Origin of the sequence: Pseudarthrobacter defluvii (assembly GCF_030816725.1) — a bacterium.
In the GTDB taxonomy this organism is placed as follows: domain Bacteria; phylum Actinomycetota; class Actinomycetes; order Actinomycetales; family Micrococcaceae; genus Arthrobacter; species Arthrobacter defluvii_A.
On record NZ_JAUSYG010000001.1, the window covers coordinates 1346564 to 1362621 of the forward strand.

The 16058-nt window shown below is 66.4% G+C and carries 14 protein-coding genes and 2 pseudogenes; 10 read left to right on the forward strand and 6 right to left on the reverse strand.

Going from position 1 to position 16058, the window contains the following annotated elements; translation table 11 throughout:
• Positions 1-2: 2 nt before the first annotated feature.
• The 4 genes and pseudogenes from QF031_RS06315 to QF031_RS06330 all read right to left on the reverse strand — a co-directional run bounded on the left by QF031_RS06315 (position 3) and on the right by QF031_RS06330 (position 3144).
• Positions 3-881 (reverse strand): anti-sigma factor, encoded by an 879-nt coding sequence (locus QF031_RS06315; RefSeq protein WP_307433181.1) that lies wholly within the window; start codon positions 879-881, stop codon positions 3-5.
• 10 nt (positions 882-891) lie between these two features.
• Positions 892-1500 (reverse strand): ECF RNA polymerase sigma factor SigK, encoded by a 609-nt coding sequence (gene sigK / locus QF031_RS06320; protein ID WP_307425539.1) that lies wholly within the window; start codon positions 1498-1500, stop codon positions 892-894.
• 211 nt (positions 1501-1711) lie between these two features.
• Positions 1712-2180, reverse strand: a pseudogene (locus tag QF031_RS06325) (tRNA (cytidine(34)-2'-O)-methyltransferase).
• Positions 2181-2202: 22 nt separating this feature from the next.
• Positions 2203-3144 carry a J domain-containing protein gene (locus tag QF031_RS06330; RefSeq protein WP_307425542.1) on the reverse strand — a complete coding sequence of 314 codons (942 nt, stop codon included), beginning with the start codon at positions 3142-3144 and terminating at the stop codon, positions 2203-2205.
• A 158-nt stretch (positions 3145-3302) separates the two neighbouring features.
• On the opposite strand from QF031_RS06330, the gene QF031_RS06335 reads away from it, so the two are divergent.
• A complete protein-coding gene (locus tag QF031_RS06335; RefSeq protein ID WP_307425545.1) occupies positions 3303-4040 on the forward strand; it encodes a hypothetical protein in 738 nt (245 codons plus the stop codon).
• 98 nt (positions 4041-4138) lie between these two features.
• On the opposite strand, the gene QF031_RS06340 is transcribed toward QF031_RS06335, so the two are convergent.
• Positions 4139-4561, reverse strand: coding sequence for a hypothetical protein (locus tag QF031_RS06340; protein WP_307425548.1), 423 nt, complete (start codon positions 4559-4561; stop codon positions 4139-4141).
• A gap of 90 nt (positions 4562-4651) precedes the next feature.
• Between QF031_RS06340 and QF031_RS06345 the strand changes: the two genes are divergently transcribed.
• The 9 genes and pseudogenes from QF031_RS06345 (at position 4652) to QF031_RS06385 (ending at position 15324) form a co-directional block, all read left to right on the forward strand.
• Positions 4652-5317, forward strand: coding sequence for a helix-turn-helix transcriptional regulator (locus tag QF031_RS06345; RefSeq protein ID WP_307425550.1), 666 nt, complete (start codon positions 4652-4654; stop codon positions 5315-5317).
• A gap of 44 nt (positions 5318-5361) precedes the next feature.
• Positions 5362-6591 (forward strand): cysteine desulfurase family protein, encoded by a 1230-nt coding sequence (locus tag QF031_RS06350; RefSeq protein ID WP_307425553.1) that lies wholly within the window; start codon positions 5362-5364, stop codon positions 6589-6591.
• Between the two features lie 125 nt (positions 6592-6716).
• Positions 6717-7850, forward strand: a complete 1134-nt coding sequence (mnmA, locus tag QF031_RS06355; protein WP_307425556.1) for a tRNA 2-thiouridine(34) synthase MnmA — start codon at positions 6717-6719, stop codon at positions 7848-7850.
• A gap of 257 nt (positions 7851-8107) precedes the next feature.
• Positions 8108-9748 (forward strand): ABC transporter substrate-binding protein, encoded by a 1641-nt coding sequence (locus QF031_RS06360; RefSeq protein ID WP_307425558.1) that lies wholly within the window; start codon positions 8108-8110, stop codon positions 9746-9748.
• A 127-nt stretch (positions 9749-9875) separates the two neighbouring features.
• Positions 9876-10967 (forward strand): ABC transporter permease, encoded by a 1092-nt coding sequence (locus tag QF031_RS06365; protein ID WP_307425560.1) that lies wholly within the window; start codon positions 9876-9878, stop codon positions 10965-10967.
• 1 nt (position 10968) lies between these two features.
• A complete protein-coding gene (locus QF031_RS06370) occupies positions 10969-12012 on the forward strand; it encodes an ABC transporter permease (protein ID WP_307425563.1) in 1044 nt (347 codons plus the stop codon).
• A 47-nt stretch (positions 12013-12059) separates the two neighbouring features.
• Positions 12060-13740, forward strand: a pseudogene (locus QF031_RS06375) (ABC transporter ATP-binding protein).
• A gap of 112 nt (positions 13741-13852) precedes the next feature.
• Positions 13853-14260: a chorismate mutase gene (locus QF031_RS06380; RefSeq protein ID WP_307425566.1), complete on the forward strand. Its 408-nt coding sequence runs from the start codon at positions 13853-13855 to the stop codon at positions 14258-14260.
• Between the two features lie 32 nt (positions 14261-14292).
• Complete coding sequence (locus QF031_RS06385; protein WP_307433184.1) at positions 14293-15324, forward strand: hypothetical protein; 1032 nt, start codon at positions 14293-14295, stop codon at positions 15322-15324.
• 3 nt (positions 15325-15327) lie between these two features.
• On the opposite strand, the gene QF031_RS06390 is transcribed toward QF031_RS06385, so the two are convergent.
• Positions 15328-16041, reverse strand: a complete 714-nt coding sequence (locus QF031_RS06390; protein WP_307425570.1) for a DUF4166 domain-containing protein — start codon at positions 16039-16041, stop codon at positions 15328-15330.
• Positions 16042-16058 lie beyond the last annotated feature (17 nt).

Genomic DNA, 16058 nt, shown 5'->3' on the forward strand with positions numbered 1-16058 from the left:
TGCTAAGCGCCCAGCGGAGCCGCCGCCACTGTGGGCAGCGTGGGGGCCTTGGAGCCTCCTGCCGGCTCAACAGTGATGCCCAGCGACGCGGCCGAGTGGATGCCCTGGACCACGGCGGGCTTGGAGAGGGCTTGCTCGTCCATCAGCCCCTGCGATACCGGCGCCGAACCGTCCTTGGGAATCAGCCACATCTGGTAAACCTTGCCCGCAGGGGGAGCAGGCACGCCGCTCATCTTCACCACGGCTGCGTCCTCGGATGCTGAAATCAGGAGCGTTGCCTTGCCGCCGCCGGCGACGTTCACCGAAGCTTCGCGCAGGTCACCGGCCCTGGCAACCTGGTTGACGGGGTCGTTCTGGTCAGCCATGTAGGCACCCACGCCCACGCCGCCCAGTGCGATGGCCGCTGCCGCTGCGACGCCCACCAGCCACCGCCGCGTGCCGGACGGGCCGCGCCGTTCCTGCCGGCGCCTGCGGGCCTGCGCCAGCTCATCGACTTCCCCACGTCCGTCATGCGTGCCCTCGGAAGGAACCGGTGGCGTGCTTACGGCTGATGCCGGTGCGTCGCCGCCGCTCACTGCATTCCGGCTGGGGAATTGTGCGGGAAGCTGGGCAACGATCCGGTCAAAGAGGTCCGACGGCGGTTCCTCCTCTGCCCGGAACGTACGGGCCAGCGCCTCCCGGGACTGCCGGACGCGCGCAAGGAAGGCCAGCCGTTCCGGCTCCGGCGCCGTGGAGATGTAGCGGTCGATGGCGTCGCGTTCCTGCTCCGTGACGGCGTCAAGTGCATAGAGCTCGGCGAGGTCCACGGCGCGGCCGGAGGCAAGATCCATCGCCACAGTGTCGCCGAAGGAACCTGACCGGCCATTGCGGCCTTCATCCATTTCGCTCATCTCAACTCACCCCCAAGCAGGTCTTCAAGCGGATCAGTCCGTCGCGGATGCGGGACTTGATCGTGGGAACCGCTGCGTTCAGCCGTTCCGCGACTTCCCGGTACGTAAGGCCCCCGTAGTAGGCAAGGCGCACAGATTCCTGCTGTGTCTCCGTCAGTGTCCCCAGGCAGCGGACCACGGCCTCCGCCTCCAGCCGGCTCCCCACTTCGTCGGAAACGGTGTCGTGATCGATGTCCTGCGTGCTGGCACCGTACCTGGCTTCCCTGTCCGTGGCCGACTGGGACGAGCGCACCTTGTCCACTGCCCGCCGGTGCGAGATGGTCATCAGCCAGGAGAGCGGGCTCCCCGCCTGCGGATCAAATTTCGAGGCGCCCTGCCAGACCTGGAGGAAGACTTCCTGGGTGGTGTCCTCGCTGAGTTCGGGATCGATCAGGACGCGTCGTGCCATGCCGAAGACCCGCCGGGAGGTCAGCTGGTAGAACTCGGCAAAGGACGCCTGGTCCCCGCGGGCGATGCCCGCCAGCAGGAGCGAGAGGCGCTGGCTGAGGTCCGCCGGTGGATCAGTCACCGCTGCGGAGCCCTCGGAATTCGGCGCGTTGGGAGTTTCCATTACGTCCAAGCATAAGTCTCCGGGCGGCGGATGCTCAGCAGTGCCAGGCCGGCCGCGGCGGTCCTGCCTGGATCCTGCCTCCAGTAGTGTCACCTGCCGCTCCTAGGTTCTGCTCCGCTCGAAATGCCTTCAGGAGCTATTCGGCGCAGGGGTGGCCGTGGATGGGATGGCGGGGTGAAGATTTTGCGTGCCGGTGGGCAGGGACTCCTGGCTAGAGCCTGGCCCCGGCGAAGCCCTGCTGGCGCCAGGCCTCGTAGACGGCGATGGACGCCGCGTTGGCAAGGTTGAGGGAGCGCAGGGCCGGCAACATGGGCAGCCGCACCGTGGCGGTCACATGGGAATCGGACTTCAACTCGGCCGGCAACCCTACGGATTCGCGGCCAAACATCAGGACGTCTCCGGGAGCGTACGCAATGTCCGTGTAGCTGGTGGTGCCGTCAGAGGGTGAACGCGAAGACGCGCTCAGGCTGGAGGTGCTGCCAGGCGTCCTCAATGGTCTTGTGCACGGTAACAACGGCGAGGTCGTGGTAGTCCAGCCCTGCCCGGCGCAGTTTGGCGTCCGAAAAATCGAAACCCAGGGGTTCCACGAGGTGCAGCTCTGCGCCGGTAACGGCCGCAAGCCGGATCGCGTTGCCGGTATTGCCGGGGATTTCTGGTTCATGGAAAAGGATGCGGAACACCTCCCCATCCTAGCCATCGCGGTCAGTGCATGCCGCGCAGCAGCCGCGCCAGGACCGGGACGTTTACAGTGTTGGGGGCGGGACCGGAGGCAAGGAACTCCTTCAATCCCCGCACCATACCGGCAGCATTGACGATCTGGACAGTCTCCAAAGCACCGGCCGGGCGCCGGTGGTGGTCGATGACGGGCTCATGCAGGTTTCCACCGGAGCTGAGCACTACGGTCCACCCGGTGACGTTGAGCTCCGGGAAGATTTCCTGCATGGCCCACACCACCCTGGCAAGCTGCGGAGGTGCCACCGCGCGGCCGCCATGGTTGAGGGTCCGGCCGTCCCAGGCGTAGGCGCCCTTGGGCAGGAGCATTGAGTTCACCAGCGCCAGCCGGTAGCCGGAAAGGACTGCATGGTCGATGTGGCTGTTGTCCGCCGGCGATTGCAGGCCGTTAATGAGCCGGGCAGCGGGGATGGCGGGCAGTACCTGCCGGGTCAGCAGCTGCACGGTCCGCATTTCGCGCTGGATCCGGGCCTCGGCACCAAAGATTCCCCGTTTCCGCGGAATCCCGTGAACCTGCTGGCGGGCTTGGGTCAGGGGGATGAGCGGAACGTCGTTTCCGTCGTACGGCGGAACGTAGACCGGAGGGTCCCCGGCGGTGTTCCTGCCGTTGCCCGGCCTGCGCACGGTGGCCGACGCCCGGCTTCCGGCCGGCGGGGCATCAAAGTGCGCGCCGTCGTCGGACGAAGCGTTACTGACTGTACCGGCGCCATAGGAGCGGTCGTAGGCCTTGCGCCGTTGCGGATCGATCAGGGTCTCATAGGCAGCGGTCACGCGGCGGAAGGCTGCGGCATCGCCCCCGTGGTCCGGGTGCGCCATCCTCGCGGCACGCCGGTAGGCCACCTTGATTTCCTTTTCGGTGGCGGTGACGGCCACGCGAAGGATCTGGTAGTGGGAGCTGCTGCTCTCGGTCAAGCAATCTTCCTTTTCATCGTGCGCGGCGTCCTGGTTCCCCGGAAGGGGTTGCCAACTGCCCGCCCAGTCTAGCCAGCGCTGGTGGGTGGCCTGCCGTGAACAACGAATGCCCGGGCCGTTCGGGTTCCCGGGGGAGTGGCGTCTAGACTCGTCCCTGCATGGCCGACCACCGGCCGAAGGGGGAAGCGACGGAAGTGCAGACCGAGATGCCGACGACGGCGGGAGGGCCCGGCAGGGCGCGGTACCGGGGGACGCCACTTGCCATCGCCTTCCTGGGCGCAGTGCTCTTGGGCGGCTGCAGCGTCGGCGTTCCGGACCCCTCAGTACCCGCGGCAACTGCCGGCCCTCCAGTGCTGGCCACTCCCACCATCACCCCGGGACACGATGCCGCCGCCGTTGCGGCTCGCGACCTGCCCTTCGCCGCCGGAGACACCCTGGCGCCGGGGGTGGCCGTAGGCATCTCGGATGAGCTGAAGGGCGCGCCGGGCTGGCGGCTGGAGAAGGAAAATGTGGCCGGTGCCAGCCAATACGCCAAGGCCGATGGCTGCGTTGCTGCCGCCAGGGTCAGTACCGGGCAGGGCCCGCTGGTACGGGGCGGGGACCGGGACTCAACCGTTGCGCTTTTCCAATACCTGGATGCCACCATCGAGCCTTCGTACCTGAAGACGGAAACATTGCGGTGGGGTGGTACTGCCGATGCCCCCGGCAAGAACGTGGAAGTGCTGGCACTCCAGCAAACGGCCCCGGGCGGAAGGTCAACTGCCGTGCTGGCAAGGCTTTTTGGCACGGCGGGTTCGTCAACGTACATATCGCTGTCCTGCCCGGACGCGGCAACCCTTGCCCTGGCACGTGCAGATGTGGTCCGGTTCCTGCCGTTGCTTCCGCCGGCTGCTTGAGCGGCCAGGCCGGCGCAAAGCCGCCGGTGGCTGGAGGGCACAGCTGCCGGCGGATTCCTTGCGCCCAGTGCCCGCGTTAGGCGGGACGGCTGGGGTCGTCACACCGCGGTTCGGCGGGTCCCCGTTGACAGCCGGTTGAGGGCAAGGGCGGCCACCAGGAGCCCGAAGTCGCGCAGGGCCACGTCGTAGAAGCTTCCCAGCAGCAGCAGGTTGACGATGATCCCTGCCAGCCAGGCGGCCACCAGCAACGAGCCATACTTGGGGCGCAGTGCCACGGCGAGGCCCGCAATGATCTCCACGACACCCACAACGTACATGAAGGTCTGCGGCGCCAAAGGCACGACGGCGGTGGCTTGGGGCGCTAAGTAGACCGTCCAGTCAGTGAGGATGTTCGTGAATTTGTCCAGGCCGAAGAGGATGGGTGCGACGGTGAAGACAGTGCGCAGCAGCAGGAATGCCTGTCGCTCCGCCGGCATGGTGCCGGGTGCATGCTGGGTGCGCACTGCCGATGCTGATTTCATGGGGTTCTCCTTCTAAAAGTAGGTATGCCAATTTTAGAAAGCGCACGGCTCTATAATCAATAGATATTGACTTTGGATTTGGAGGCTCCCATGTACCGACTTCCCTGGGCGGACAGGATTGCCGCCGTCGCCTCGCTCACGGATGCAAAAAGGCTGCAGCTGTTCGAGCTGGTTGCAGCGTCACCCCGGCCGGTGGGGCGCGACGAAGTGGCCGAGGCCGCAGGCATGGCCCGGAGCACCGTTTCGTTCCATTTGGACAGGCTGGTCCAGGACGGGCTGCTGGCCGTGGAATTCCATAAGCCCGCCGGCAGGGCGGGGCCCGGCTCCGGACGGCCGGCCAAAATGTACCGCCCCGTGGGCAACGAAGTGGGTGCGTCCGTGCCGGACCGGAACTATGACCTCGCCGGGGAACTGATGGCGGCTGCCATCGAGGCCTCCCAGTCCGAAGGGGACCCGGTGGGGGAGTCTCTGCGCGCAGTCGCGTTCCGGAGGGGCCGCGAGCTGGCAGAGGCAGCCGGCGGCCTGGAGGAGTTCCTGGCGGAAGCGGGCTACCAGCCGGAGCCCGACGGCGACGGCGGCTACCTCCTTCCCAACTGCCCCTTCCACCGCCTCTCCCGGGCACATGCGGGCGTAGTGTGCGACATGAACGGAGCCTTCCTTCGGGGAGCAGCGACCGGCTGCGGCAGCCCGGAAGGCCGCGTTGCCGAGGCCGCCGGACCCGGTCACTGCTGTGCACGGATCAAGGGCGCAGGCTGACCCGCGCCGGCGGGGGCGAAGGCATGCCGCGATAGAATTGCAGGATGCCCGCCTACCTCGACCATGCCGCCACTACGCCGCTTTCCGGCGCCGCGCTCGCCGCCTTGACCCGCGAACTTGCACGCACCGGCAACCCCTCATCCCTGCACGGATCCGGCCGCCGGGCGCGCCGTGCCGTGGAGGACGCACGGGAGGCTATCGCCGCAGCAGCGGGAGCCCACCCCTCGGAAGTGATTTTCACGTCGGGCGGGACCGAGTCGGACAACCTCGCGGTGAAGGGCATGTACTGGTCCCGGGTGGCAGAAGACCCCAAGCGGCGCCGCATCCTCTGCTCCGCCGTCGAACATCACGCGGTGCTTGACACGGTGGAATGGCTCGAGCGCCACGAAGGTGCTGAGGTGACCTGGCTGCCGGTGGACGGCGAAGGGGTCCTGGACCTGGAGGTCCTCGAAACGGAACTTTCGCGCGAGCCAGGAACCGTGGCACTGGTGACCGTCATGTGGGCCAACAATGAGGTGGGCACCATTCAACCGATCCAGCGCATCGTTGAGCTGGCGCACGCCGCCGGCGCCCCGGTGCATTCCGACGCCGTCCAGGCGTTCGGCTCAGTACCGGTGCGCTTCAAGGAATCGGGCCTGGAGGCCATGTCCATCTCCGCGCACAAAATCGGCGGCCCCGTCGGCGTGGGCGCACTCCTGCTGGGGCGGGCGGTGACGCTGACGCCCGTGCAGCACGGCGGCGGGCAGGAACGTGACGTCCGCTCGGGCACACTGGACACCGCCTCCATCGCCGCGTTCGCCGCAGCCGCGGAAGCCGCCGCTGCTGCCCTGCCCGCCGAGGCGGCCCGGATCGCCGGGCTGCGTGACCGGCTGATTGACGGCGTCCGTGAACGCGTGCCCGAGGCCGTCCTTCGCGGCGCACCCGGGGCCGGGCGTCTTCCGGGCAACGCACACTTCACGTTCCCCGGCTGCGAAGGGGACTCGCTGCTGTTCCTCCTCGACCTGGCCGGCATCGAGTCCTCCACCGGTTCGGCCTGCACCGCCGGCGTGCCCCGGCCCTCCCACGTGCTGCTGGCCATGGGCCTGGATGAGGAAACGGCGCGTGGAGCCCAGCGGTTCAGCCTGGGGCACGCGTCAACCGGGGCTGACGTGGATGCCCTGCTTGCAGCACTCCCCGAGGCATACGCGCGGGCGCGCCAGGCGGGCATGGCCGGCCATGAGTCCTCGATCCAGACCGCCGGCACCGTGGCGCGGCAGGCGCTGGGCGGTGCCTGACCCTTCGCAAGCGGCCTCTCCGGCCGATTTGCCTGCCGCCGTAGAATGGATAGGCGAAGATCATTTCCGCGCCGGCGCGCCGCGCACGGACCCGGAAAGCCAGCAAACCCGAACAGAAAGCCAGCATGCGAGTACTAGCAGCCATGAGTGGCGGAGTTGACTCCGCTGTTGCCGCCGCCCGCGCGGTGGAGGCCGGGCACGACGTCGTCGGCGTCCACCTGGCCCTATCACGCATGCCGGGCACCCTGCGGACGGGCAGCCGCGGCTGCTGCACCATCGAGGACTCCCGGGACGCCTGGCGGGCGTGCGACGTGCTGGGCATTCCCTACTACGTGTGGGATTTCTCCGAGCGCTTCAAGGAAGACGTCGTCCAGGACTTCATCGACGAATACGCCGCCGGCAGGACGCCCAACCCCTGCATGCGCTGCAACGAACGCATCAAGTTCGCCGCCCTGCTGGAAAAGGCCATCGCCCTGGGCTTCGACGCCGTCTGCACCGGCCACTACGCCAAGGTCATCGAGGACGCCGACGGCAACCGGGAACTGCACCGCGCAGCCGACTGGGCCAAGGACCAGAGCTACGTCCTGGGCGTCCTCACCCACGAACAGCTCAAGCACTCCATGTTCCCGCTGGCGGACACCCCCTCCAAGGCCGAGGTAAGGGCCGAAGCGGAGCGCCGCGGCCTCTCGGTAGCCAACAAGCCGGACAGCCACGACATCTGCTTTATCCCCGACGGCGACACTGCCGGCTGGCTCGCTGAAAAGATCGCCATGACCAGTGGTGACATCGTCGATGAGACGGGCACAAAGGTAGGCGAGCACCCCGGCGCCAACGCCTTCACCGTCGGCCAGCGGCGCGGACTCAAGCTTGGCACGCCTGCTGCCGACGGAAAGCCCCGCTTCGTGCTCGAAATCCGGCCCAAGGAAAACAAAGTGGTGGTGGGTCCGGAGGCGCTGCTGGCCATCGATGAGATCCGCGGCATCAAGGTCTCCTGGGCCGGCCTGCCCATCGCCGAGGTGGAATCCGCTGCCGAATTCGACTGCTATGCGCAGGTCCGGGCACACGGGGATCCGGTTCCGGCCACTGCATGGATGGAACCGGCAGCGGACGGTGCCGCCGGAAGCCAGCTCGTGGTCCGGCTGGTGACGCCGCTGCGCGGCGTGGCTCCCGGCCAGACAGTGGTGCTGTACCAGGGGAGCCGGGTTCTGGGCCAGGCCACCATCGACGCCGCCCGCTCGCTCCAGCGGGCCGCCCTGTAATCCACAGCTGAACAAAGCACCGCCCCCGGTTTCCATAGGGGCGGTGCTTTGCTGTGCCCGGCTCTCCACATGCCTTGCGGGCCAGCGAATCAATGAAGGTATCAACGAGATAAAGTTTGTGTTTCAACTCACAGGATTGGCCGTCCTGAGGGCAGACTCTCTGATTGAATCAAGGGATCAGCACTGCACGCCGGGGCAGGGGCCACCTTTGCCCATGTCTCCGGCGCGCGCGTACTCATCGGACAGAAAGTTCACAGATGATCAAGAGCACAACGGCCTTGCACCGCGCCATCGCGCTGGCAGGCATCTCCGCCCTGGCCCTGACAGCCTGCACAGGGCCATCGGGCGGTGGCGGTGGAACGTCCACCGGCGGCAGCGCCGGCGGCGGTGCCATCACTTTCGGAACCACAGACAAAGTCGTCACCCTCGACCCCGCCGGCTCCTATGACGCAGGGTCCTTCCTGGTCATGAACCAGGTCTACCCCTTCCTGATGAACTCCAAACCCGGCTCTGCCGAGGTCAGCCCGGACATCGCGGAGTCTGCATCATTCACCGCGCCCACGGAATTCACGGTAAAGCTCAAGCCCAACCTGAAGTTCGCAAATGGCCATGCCCTCACCGCCTCGGACGTGAAGTTCTCCTACGACCGCGTTGTTAAGATCGATGACCCCAATGGGCCCGCATCCCTGCTGTCAAACCTCAAGTCGGTTGAGGCCAAGGACGACACCACCGTGGTCTTCACGCTCAAGCAGGCCAATGACCAGGTGTTCCCCAGCGTCCTGGGCACCAACACGGGACCGATCATCGATGAGGAAGTGTTCCCGGCAGACAAGATCATGAGCGATGAGGACATCGTCGCCGGCAAGCCCTTCGCCGGCCCCTACACCATCGACTCCTACAAGAAGAACGAACTGGTCAGCCTCAAGGCCAATGCGGACTACAGCGGGCTGCTGGGCAAGCCGGCCAATGACAGTGCCGTCATCAAGTACTACGCCGACTCCAACAACCTCAAGCTGGACGTCCAGGGCGGCAACATCGACGTTGCCGGCCGCAGCCTCACCGCAACCGATGCCGCAGACCTGGACAAGGACTCCAAGGTCAAGGTCTACAAGGGTCCGGGCGGGGAACTGCGCTACATCGTGTTCAACTTCGACACCATGCCCTTCGGCGCCAAGACACCCGAAGCCAACCCCGCCAAGGCCCTCGCGGTGCGGCAGGCCATGGCTGACATCGTGGACCGCCAGGCCATCTCGGACCAGGTCTACAAGGGCACGTATGTTCCGGCCTACTCCGTGGTGCCGGACGGCCTGCCTGGTGCAACCCAGCCGATGAAGGAGATGTACGGCGACGGCAGCGGCAAGCCGAGCCTGGACAAAGCCAAGAAGGTCCTGGCGGATGCCGGAGTCACCGGGCCGGTCAACATCAAGCTGCAGTACAACCCGGACCACTACGGCAAGTCCTCCGGTGACGAATACGCCATGGTCAAGGAGCAGCTGGAGAAGTCAGGCCTGTTCACCGTTGACCTGCAGTCCACCGAGTGGGTGACCTACTCCAAGGCACGCACCGCAGACGCCTACCCTGTGTACCAGTTGGGCTGGTTCCCGGACTACTCGGATGCGGACAACTACCTCACGCCGTTCTTCATCCCTGGCAACTTCCTGAAGAACCACTACGAGAACCCGACCGTCACGGACCTGGTGCAGAAGCAGCTCACCACCCCGGACAAGACCGAGCGCCAGAAGCTGATCGGCGACGTACAGACGGCTGTCGCCAAGGACCTGTCCACGCTGCCGCTCCTCCAGGGCTCGCAGCTGCTGGTGGCAGGGAAAGACGTCAAGGGTGTCGAAAAGACCCTTGATCCCTCCTTCAAGACCCGCCTTGGCGTCCTGTCCAAGTAAGCACTCCACCCCCATCGGGCTTTGACAGGCCAGAGGCGGGACGCCGCAACGGTGTCCCGCCTTTTGCCGGTCATCAGCCAGCACCGAGGGGACTGCTGGCTCCCGGTCACCACGAATTCAGGTACCGATGACAACTTTGATTGACGCGCCACCCAGTGACGCGGACGCACTCCTTCCGCCCAAGAAAAAGCAGGCTGGCGGAGGGCTGGGCCAGTACATCCTGGTCCGCTTCCTGCTGATCTTCCCCACCATCCTCATCCTCGTCACCATGGTGTTCTTCCTGATGCGGATCACCGGTGATCCCATCACGGCCGCCATGGGTGGCCGGCTGCCCCCGGAACAGCTGCAGGAACGGATCCATGCTGCCGGTTACGACCGGCCGCTGCTCGTGCAGTACTTCGAATACCTGGGCCAGCTGGTCACAGGAAACTTTGGCACAACGCTTTCGGACAACCGACAGGTCACCGAGATGCTGACCACCTACGGCTCGGCCACACTGGAGCTGGCCATCAACGCGCTTATCGTCGCCCTGCTGGTCGGCATCCCGCTGGGCATGGTCGCCGCACACCGGCGTGACCACCTGCCCGATGCGGTACTCCGTATCCTGGCCATCCTGTTCTATGCAACCCCGGTCTTCTTCGCGGGCATGCTGCTTAAGCTGGTGTTCTCCGTATGGCTGGGCTGGCTTCCCGTGGCCGGCCGCGCCGGCACAAGGACCGAACTGTCCCTCACCGCACTGCAGGCTCCCAGCGGGATCTACTGGCTGGACGCGCTGCGCAGCGGAAACATGGCGGCCTTCAGCGACGTCATGTCCCACGCCGTCCTTCCGGCGCTGGCACTGGGTTTCCTGACCGCCGGGGTGTTCCTGCGCCTGGTCCGGACGAACGTCATCGGCACCCTCGGCAAGGACTACGTCGAGGCCGGCCGTTCACGCGGCGTCAGTGAGTTCCGGCTGGTGACCAAGCACGCCTACAAGCCGGCGCTGATTCCAATCATCACGGTCATGGGCCTGCAGATCGCTGTGCTGCTGGGCGGCGCCGTGCTCACGGAAACCACCTTCGAATGGAAGGGCCTCGGGTTCCAGCTGGCCAACTACCTCACGGCGCGCGACTTCGTGGCTGTCCAGGGCATTGTGGTGCTGCTGGCCGTCATCGTCGCCGTCACCAACTTCATCGTGGACATCATCGCCGCGCTGATCGACCCCCGCGTGAGGTACTGACATGACCACCGCTCCCACTCTCGAACCCACCGCCAACCCGCGGGCTTCCTTCATCCGGCGGCTGCCGGTTGTTTCGCACTTCAACAAGAGCGTCGGCCTGCAGCGCTTCATGCTGGTGGTGGGGCTCGTTCTCACCGGCATCTTCCTGCTCACCGCGCTTGCCGCACCACTGCTGGCGCCCTACGGCTTCGCGCAGCTGTCGGACGCCGACGGCAGTTTCCCCACCCAGCAGGCGCCGGGCGGCAAACACCTCCTGGGCACAACGGTGGGCGGCTACGACGTCCTGTCACGTGTCATCTGGGGTACCCAGACAGCACTGCTGGTCATCATCGTGGCCGTAATCCTCTCCATCTTCGCCGGCGTCATCCTCGGCCTGGTGAGCGGCTACATCGGCGGGTGGCTGGACCGCATCCTGGTGGTTGTGGCTGACGCGATCTACGCGTTTCCGTCACTGCTGGTTGCCATCGTGATGGCCATCGTCATCAGCGGAGGCCAGTCCAGCCTGCTGGGCGGCATCCTGGCAGCCGCCATCTCCATCACCGTGGTGTTCATCCCGCAGTACTTCAGGGTGATCCGGGCTGAGACCATCCGGCTGAAGGCAGAGCCCTTCGTTGAGTCCGCCAAGGTGGTGGGGGCGTCGAACATCCGCATCATGACCCGGCACATCTACCGAAACGCCACCCGGACGCTGCCGCTGATCTTCACCCTCAATGCGTCCGAGGCCATCCTGACCCTTGCAGGGTTGGGCTTCCTCGGCTTCGGTATTGAGCCCAGCTCGGCGGCAGAATGGGGCTTCGACCTCAACAAGGCGCTCGCCGACACCACATCGGGCATCTGGTGGACGGGTCTGTTCCCCGGCTTGGCCATCGTTTGGACCGTTCTCGGGCTCACTCTGGTGGGCGAAAGCATCAATGACCTCAACGATCCTCGGCTCCGCGGGCGCAAACGGAGCGGACGCAAGGGGACTGCTGCCGCTACGGCCGTGCCTGCTGCAACCACCGCTCCTCGTGGATCCGGCCCCGAAACAGAATTGAGCAACCCGTGAGCGAACACCCCGGTTCCGAAAACCTCGGTTCACTATCCGATCAGCACATCCACGACCGGAAGACAGTCCTGGACATAGACCACCTGAAGGTCACCTTCGCCACGGACGGTGGCGACGTGCACGCCGTCAAGGATGTCAGCCTGGACGTCAGGGCCGGCGAGGTGCTGGCCATCGTCGGCGAATCCGGGTCAGGCAAGACGGTCACCGCGAAAACCATCCTGGGCCTGCTCCCCGAAACGGCTGTCAGTTCGGGAACGGTGCTGATCAACGGTGCCAACGTCATCAGCCTCAGTCCGGGGCGGCTGCGCCAGATCCGCGGCCGGGACGTGGCCATGGTGTTCCAGGAACCCTCCACAGCCCTGAACCCCGTCTTCACCGTGGGTTGGCAGATTGCCGAAGGCATTCGTGCCCACGCCGGCGCCAACGGCGGGGGGACGGGTATCCGCGAAGGAAGCCAAAGCGCGGGCCATCGAGGCGCTGGGCAAGGTGGGCATCCCCGATCCCGAACACCGCGTCAACTACTATCCGCACCAGTTTTCGGGCGGGCAGAAGCAGCGTGTAGTGATTGCCGCGGCCCTGGCGCTAAACCCAGGGCTCATCGTGGCAGATGAACCCACCACCGCCCTGGACGTCACCGTCCAGGCCGAAATCCTGGAGCTCCTCCGGGATCTGCGGGACAAGTACGGCACCTCCATTGTGCTGATCACGCACAACATGGGCGTGGTGGCAGACCTGGCGGACCGTGTGGTGGTGATGTACCAGGGTGACGTGGTGGAGGAAGCTCCCGCGAAGACGCTGTTCGCCGAACCCAGGCAGGACTACACCCGCAACCTCCTCGCCGCAGTGCCGCACCTGGGCCGCAATTCGGCGTCGGCAGGCCTGACCGAGCGTCGCCACCAGGATGAGGAAATCCTGGTGGCTGCAGAGAACCTCGAGATCGAGTATCCGGGGCGGCTGGGGACGCCCGCCTTCAAAGCCGTGGACGGGGTCAGTTTCACCCTGTCCAGGGGTGAGGTGTTTGGTCTGGTGGGGGAGTCGGGGTCCGGCAAGACCACCATTGGCCGTGCCATTGCCGGCCTCAACCGGACCACCGGCGGGAGCCTCAAGGTACTGGGCTACGAAATGCTGAACCTTCGGGAACGCACTTTCAAGCCGCTGCGCAAGGATATCGGCTTCGTGTTCCAGGATCCTGCCGCCTCCTTCAACCCGCAGCTGACCATCGGCGAGTGCATCGCCGAGCCGATGATCATCCACACCAAGCCGAGCGACGCCCAGGCGCGCAAACGCGTCGGTGAGCTGCTCGAGTCAGTCCAGCTGCCGGCGTCGTACGCGGGCCGGTACCCGCACGAACTGTCCGGCGGCCAGCGGCAGCGGGCATCTCTGGCACGGGCCCTGAGCCTGAACCCGCGGCTGCTGATTGCGGACGAGCCGACGTCGGCCCTGGACGTTTCGGTGCAGGCGAAGGTCCTGGAGCTGTTCAAGGACATCCAGGAGGAGTTCGGGTTCGGCTGCCTGTTCATCAGCCATGACCTCGCCGTGGTGGACATTTTGTCCTCCTGGGTGGGCGTGCTGTACAAAGGCAAGCTGGTGGAGCAGGGGATCGGAAGCCAGGTCATGGGCAATCCGCAGCATGACTACACGCGGCGGCTGATTGCCTCGCTGCCGGTGCCTGATCCGGCCGAACAGGCAAAACGCAGGGAGGAACACCGGGCGCTCCTGGGCATCTGACCCTGCAAGGATACCGCGGCGGAAAGCGCCGGTGCCGGCGGCTGCCGGCACCGGCACCGCCACCGGCGCTTCACACCCGCGGTGATTCAGTCGGCTCCCATAGACTGGAGCCATGACGCAGCACAACCCCAGCTCTCCTGGCTCCGATGACTTTGATCCCTCCGCCAGTTCCCTGGCAGGTCACGTGGACGATTCGGTGATGGCTGAACTGCTGTCCATTCGTTCCAGCATCGACAACATCGATGCCACCCTGGTGTATCTCCTGGCCGAGCGCTTCAAGGCCACCCAGAAGGTGGGCTTCCTCAAGGCAACCCACCGCCTGCCCGCAGGTGACCCGGGACGGGAAGCCGCCCAGATCGCACGCCTGCGGCGCCTCGCCGAGGACGCCCATCTTGACCCGGCGTTCGCCGAAAAGTTTCTCAACTTCATCATCGGTGAGGTGATCCGGCACCACGAGGCCATCGCAGAGGACCACCAGGCCTCCTCCGGCCAGCAGTCCCAGACCTCAGCGCTGGCGTGAGCCCGGAACAGCACCAGCGGGGGTCCGCCCAGCTGCCGGCTGAGGCTGCGGCCAAGGAGGTCACGGCCACTGCCCTGGGTCCGTGGCCTGGCGAAGACCCGCTCGAAGCCGCCAGGATCATCCGCGGCGAACTCGGCAGCCCGCACCTGCCATTCCTGGCCGAGCTTCCGGACCGGGGAGTCGGTTCCGACGCCCTGGGCCGCACCGCTTCCCTCCTTGAGGAACTCGCGGTGGACGTCCAGCCCCACGGGTGGCGGCTGGTGGACCGCCCGGGCAAGGACATGCGGCGGGCCGTGTCTGCGCTCTCCACCGACCTGAATGTCCTCGCCGATGTGGCCGGCGCAGAAGACGTTCCTGCTGACGAATTCAAGGTGCAGCTGGTTGGGCCGCTGAGCCTTGCCGCAGGCCTGTACCTGCACAACGGTGAGCGTGCGCTGCTGGACCACGGCGCTCGCCGTGACATTGCGGCCTCCCTTGCAGCGGGAGTGGTGGGCTACCTTACCCGGGTGGCTGCGGCCGTTCCGGGCACCCGTTTGGTGGTGCAGATGGACGAGCCAGCCGTCGCCGCCGTGCTGGCCGGAACCATCCCCACCGCCAGCGGCTACCGCACCCTTCGTGCCGTGGCGGCATCGGAAGCGCGCGAATCCTGGCGCCTGGTGATGGATGCCCTCCGCGCAGCCGGTGCCGCCGACGTGGTGGTGTCATTCCCGGAGATCGAAGCCCCTATCGAACTGGCCCTGGCCGCAGGCGCTGACGGTGTCGCCCTGCCGCTGAAGGCATTGACCAACCGCCAGTGGGAGATGGTGGCCGGAGCGGTGGAGGCCGGAAAACAGTTCTGGGCCGGCGCCCTCGATGTGTCCGCCGGGCCGCTGCCCAGGGTTGCAGATTGCGTTGAGTCAGTATGGACTCCTTGGCGCCAACTGGGCCTTCCCGCGGCACTGCTCGGCGCCGCCAGGGTGACGCCGTCGGCAGGACTTGCCGGCATCACACCGGCACAGGCCACCGCGGTCCTCGGCCGGCTTACCCAGGTGGCCGACGGCCTCAACCAGCGGGCACTGGGCTAGGCATCAGGCCCTGTTCTCCCAGCGGTCAGGCTGCGCGTAGCGGGGAAGGTAGCTTTGCGCGGAGCTGCCGCCGGTGTAGGGGCGCAGCCGGTAATCGAAGGCTCCCGCATACACCAGGACCAGGCCGATCTGCGGCTGGATGACCTTCACCTGGATCCGGTGCCGTCCGGTGGGGCCCTCCGCCGGGTCCCACCACTGTTCGGCGTACGCCTTGGCGTCAAGCGCCATCGGAAGGGGCACCCGAAGTCGCCCCAGGAACAGCCTCGAAGCCTCCGAAACACCTCGAAGCCTTCCTTCCAGGGTGACGCTCAGGTTCAGGTCCGTTACCAGGCGCCGATACCGTCCCACGTAGTCCACCAGCTGCGTGGAGCCGCTTCGGGTGGTGGCGCTGGTGGTGTCCTGGAAGAGCCTGGTGCGTCCCGGGAAACGGATTTCGCGGCGGGCGGTGAGGCTGGAGCGGCCGAACGGATCCTGGTGCGCGTGGTTCTCAATCCGGAACGGGATGTTCTCGCCGTACTCAGGGAAGAAGGCCTCTTCGCCCGCGGTGAGCCGCAGCAAAGGGCGCAGCCACCGCTGACGGCACCCCACGACGTCGAACGTTCCTTCCCCCACGCCGTAGTGCCCGGATCCCGGCGCCAGGGAGAAGTACTCCTGCAGCTCGGGCTGCAGCCGGGAGAACTCCGCGCCCAGGGCCTGCTGGTAGATGGGAACGCTCATGAAGTGGACCTCCTGTT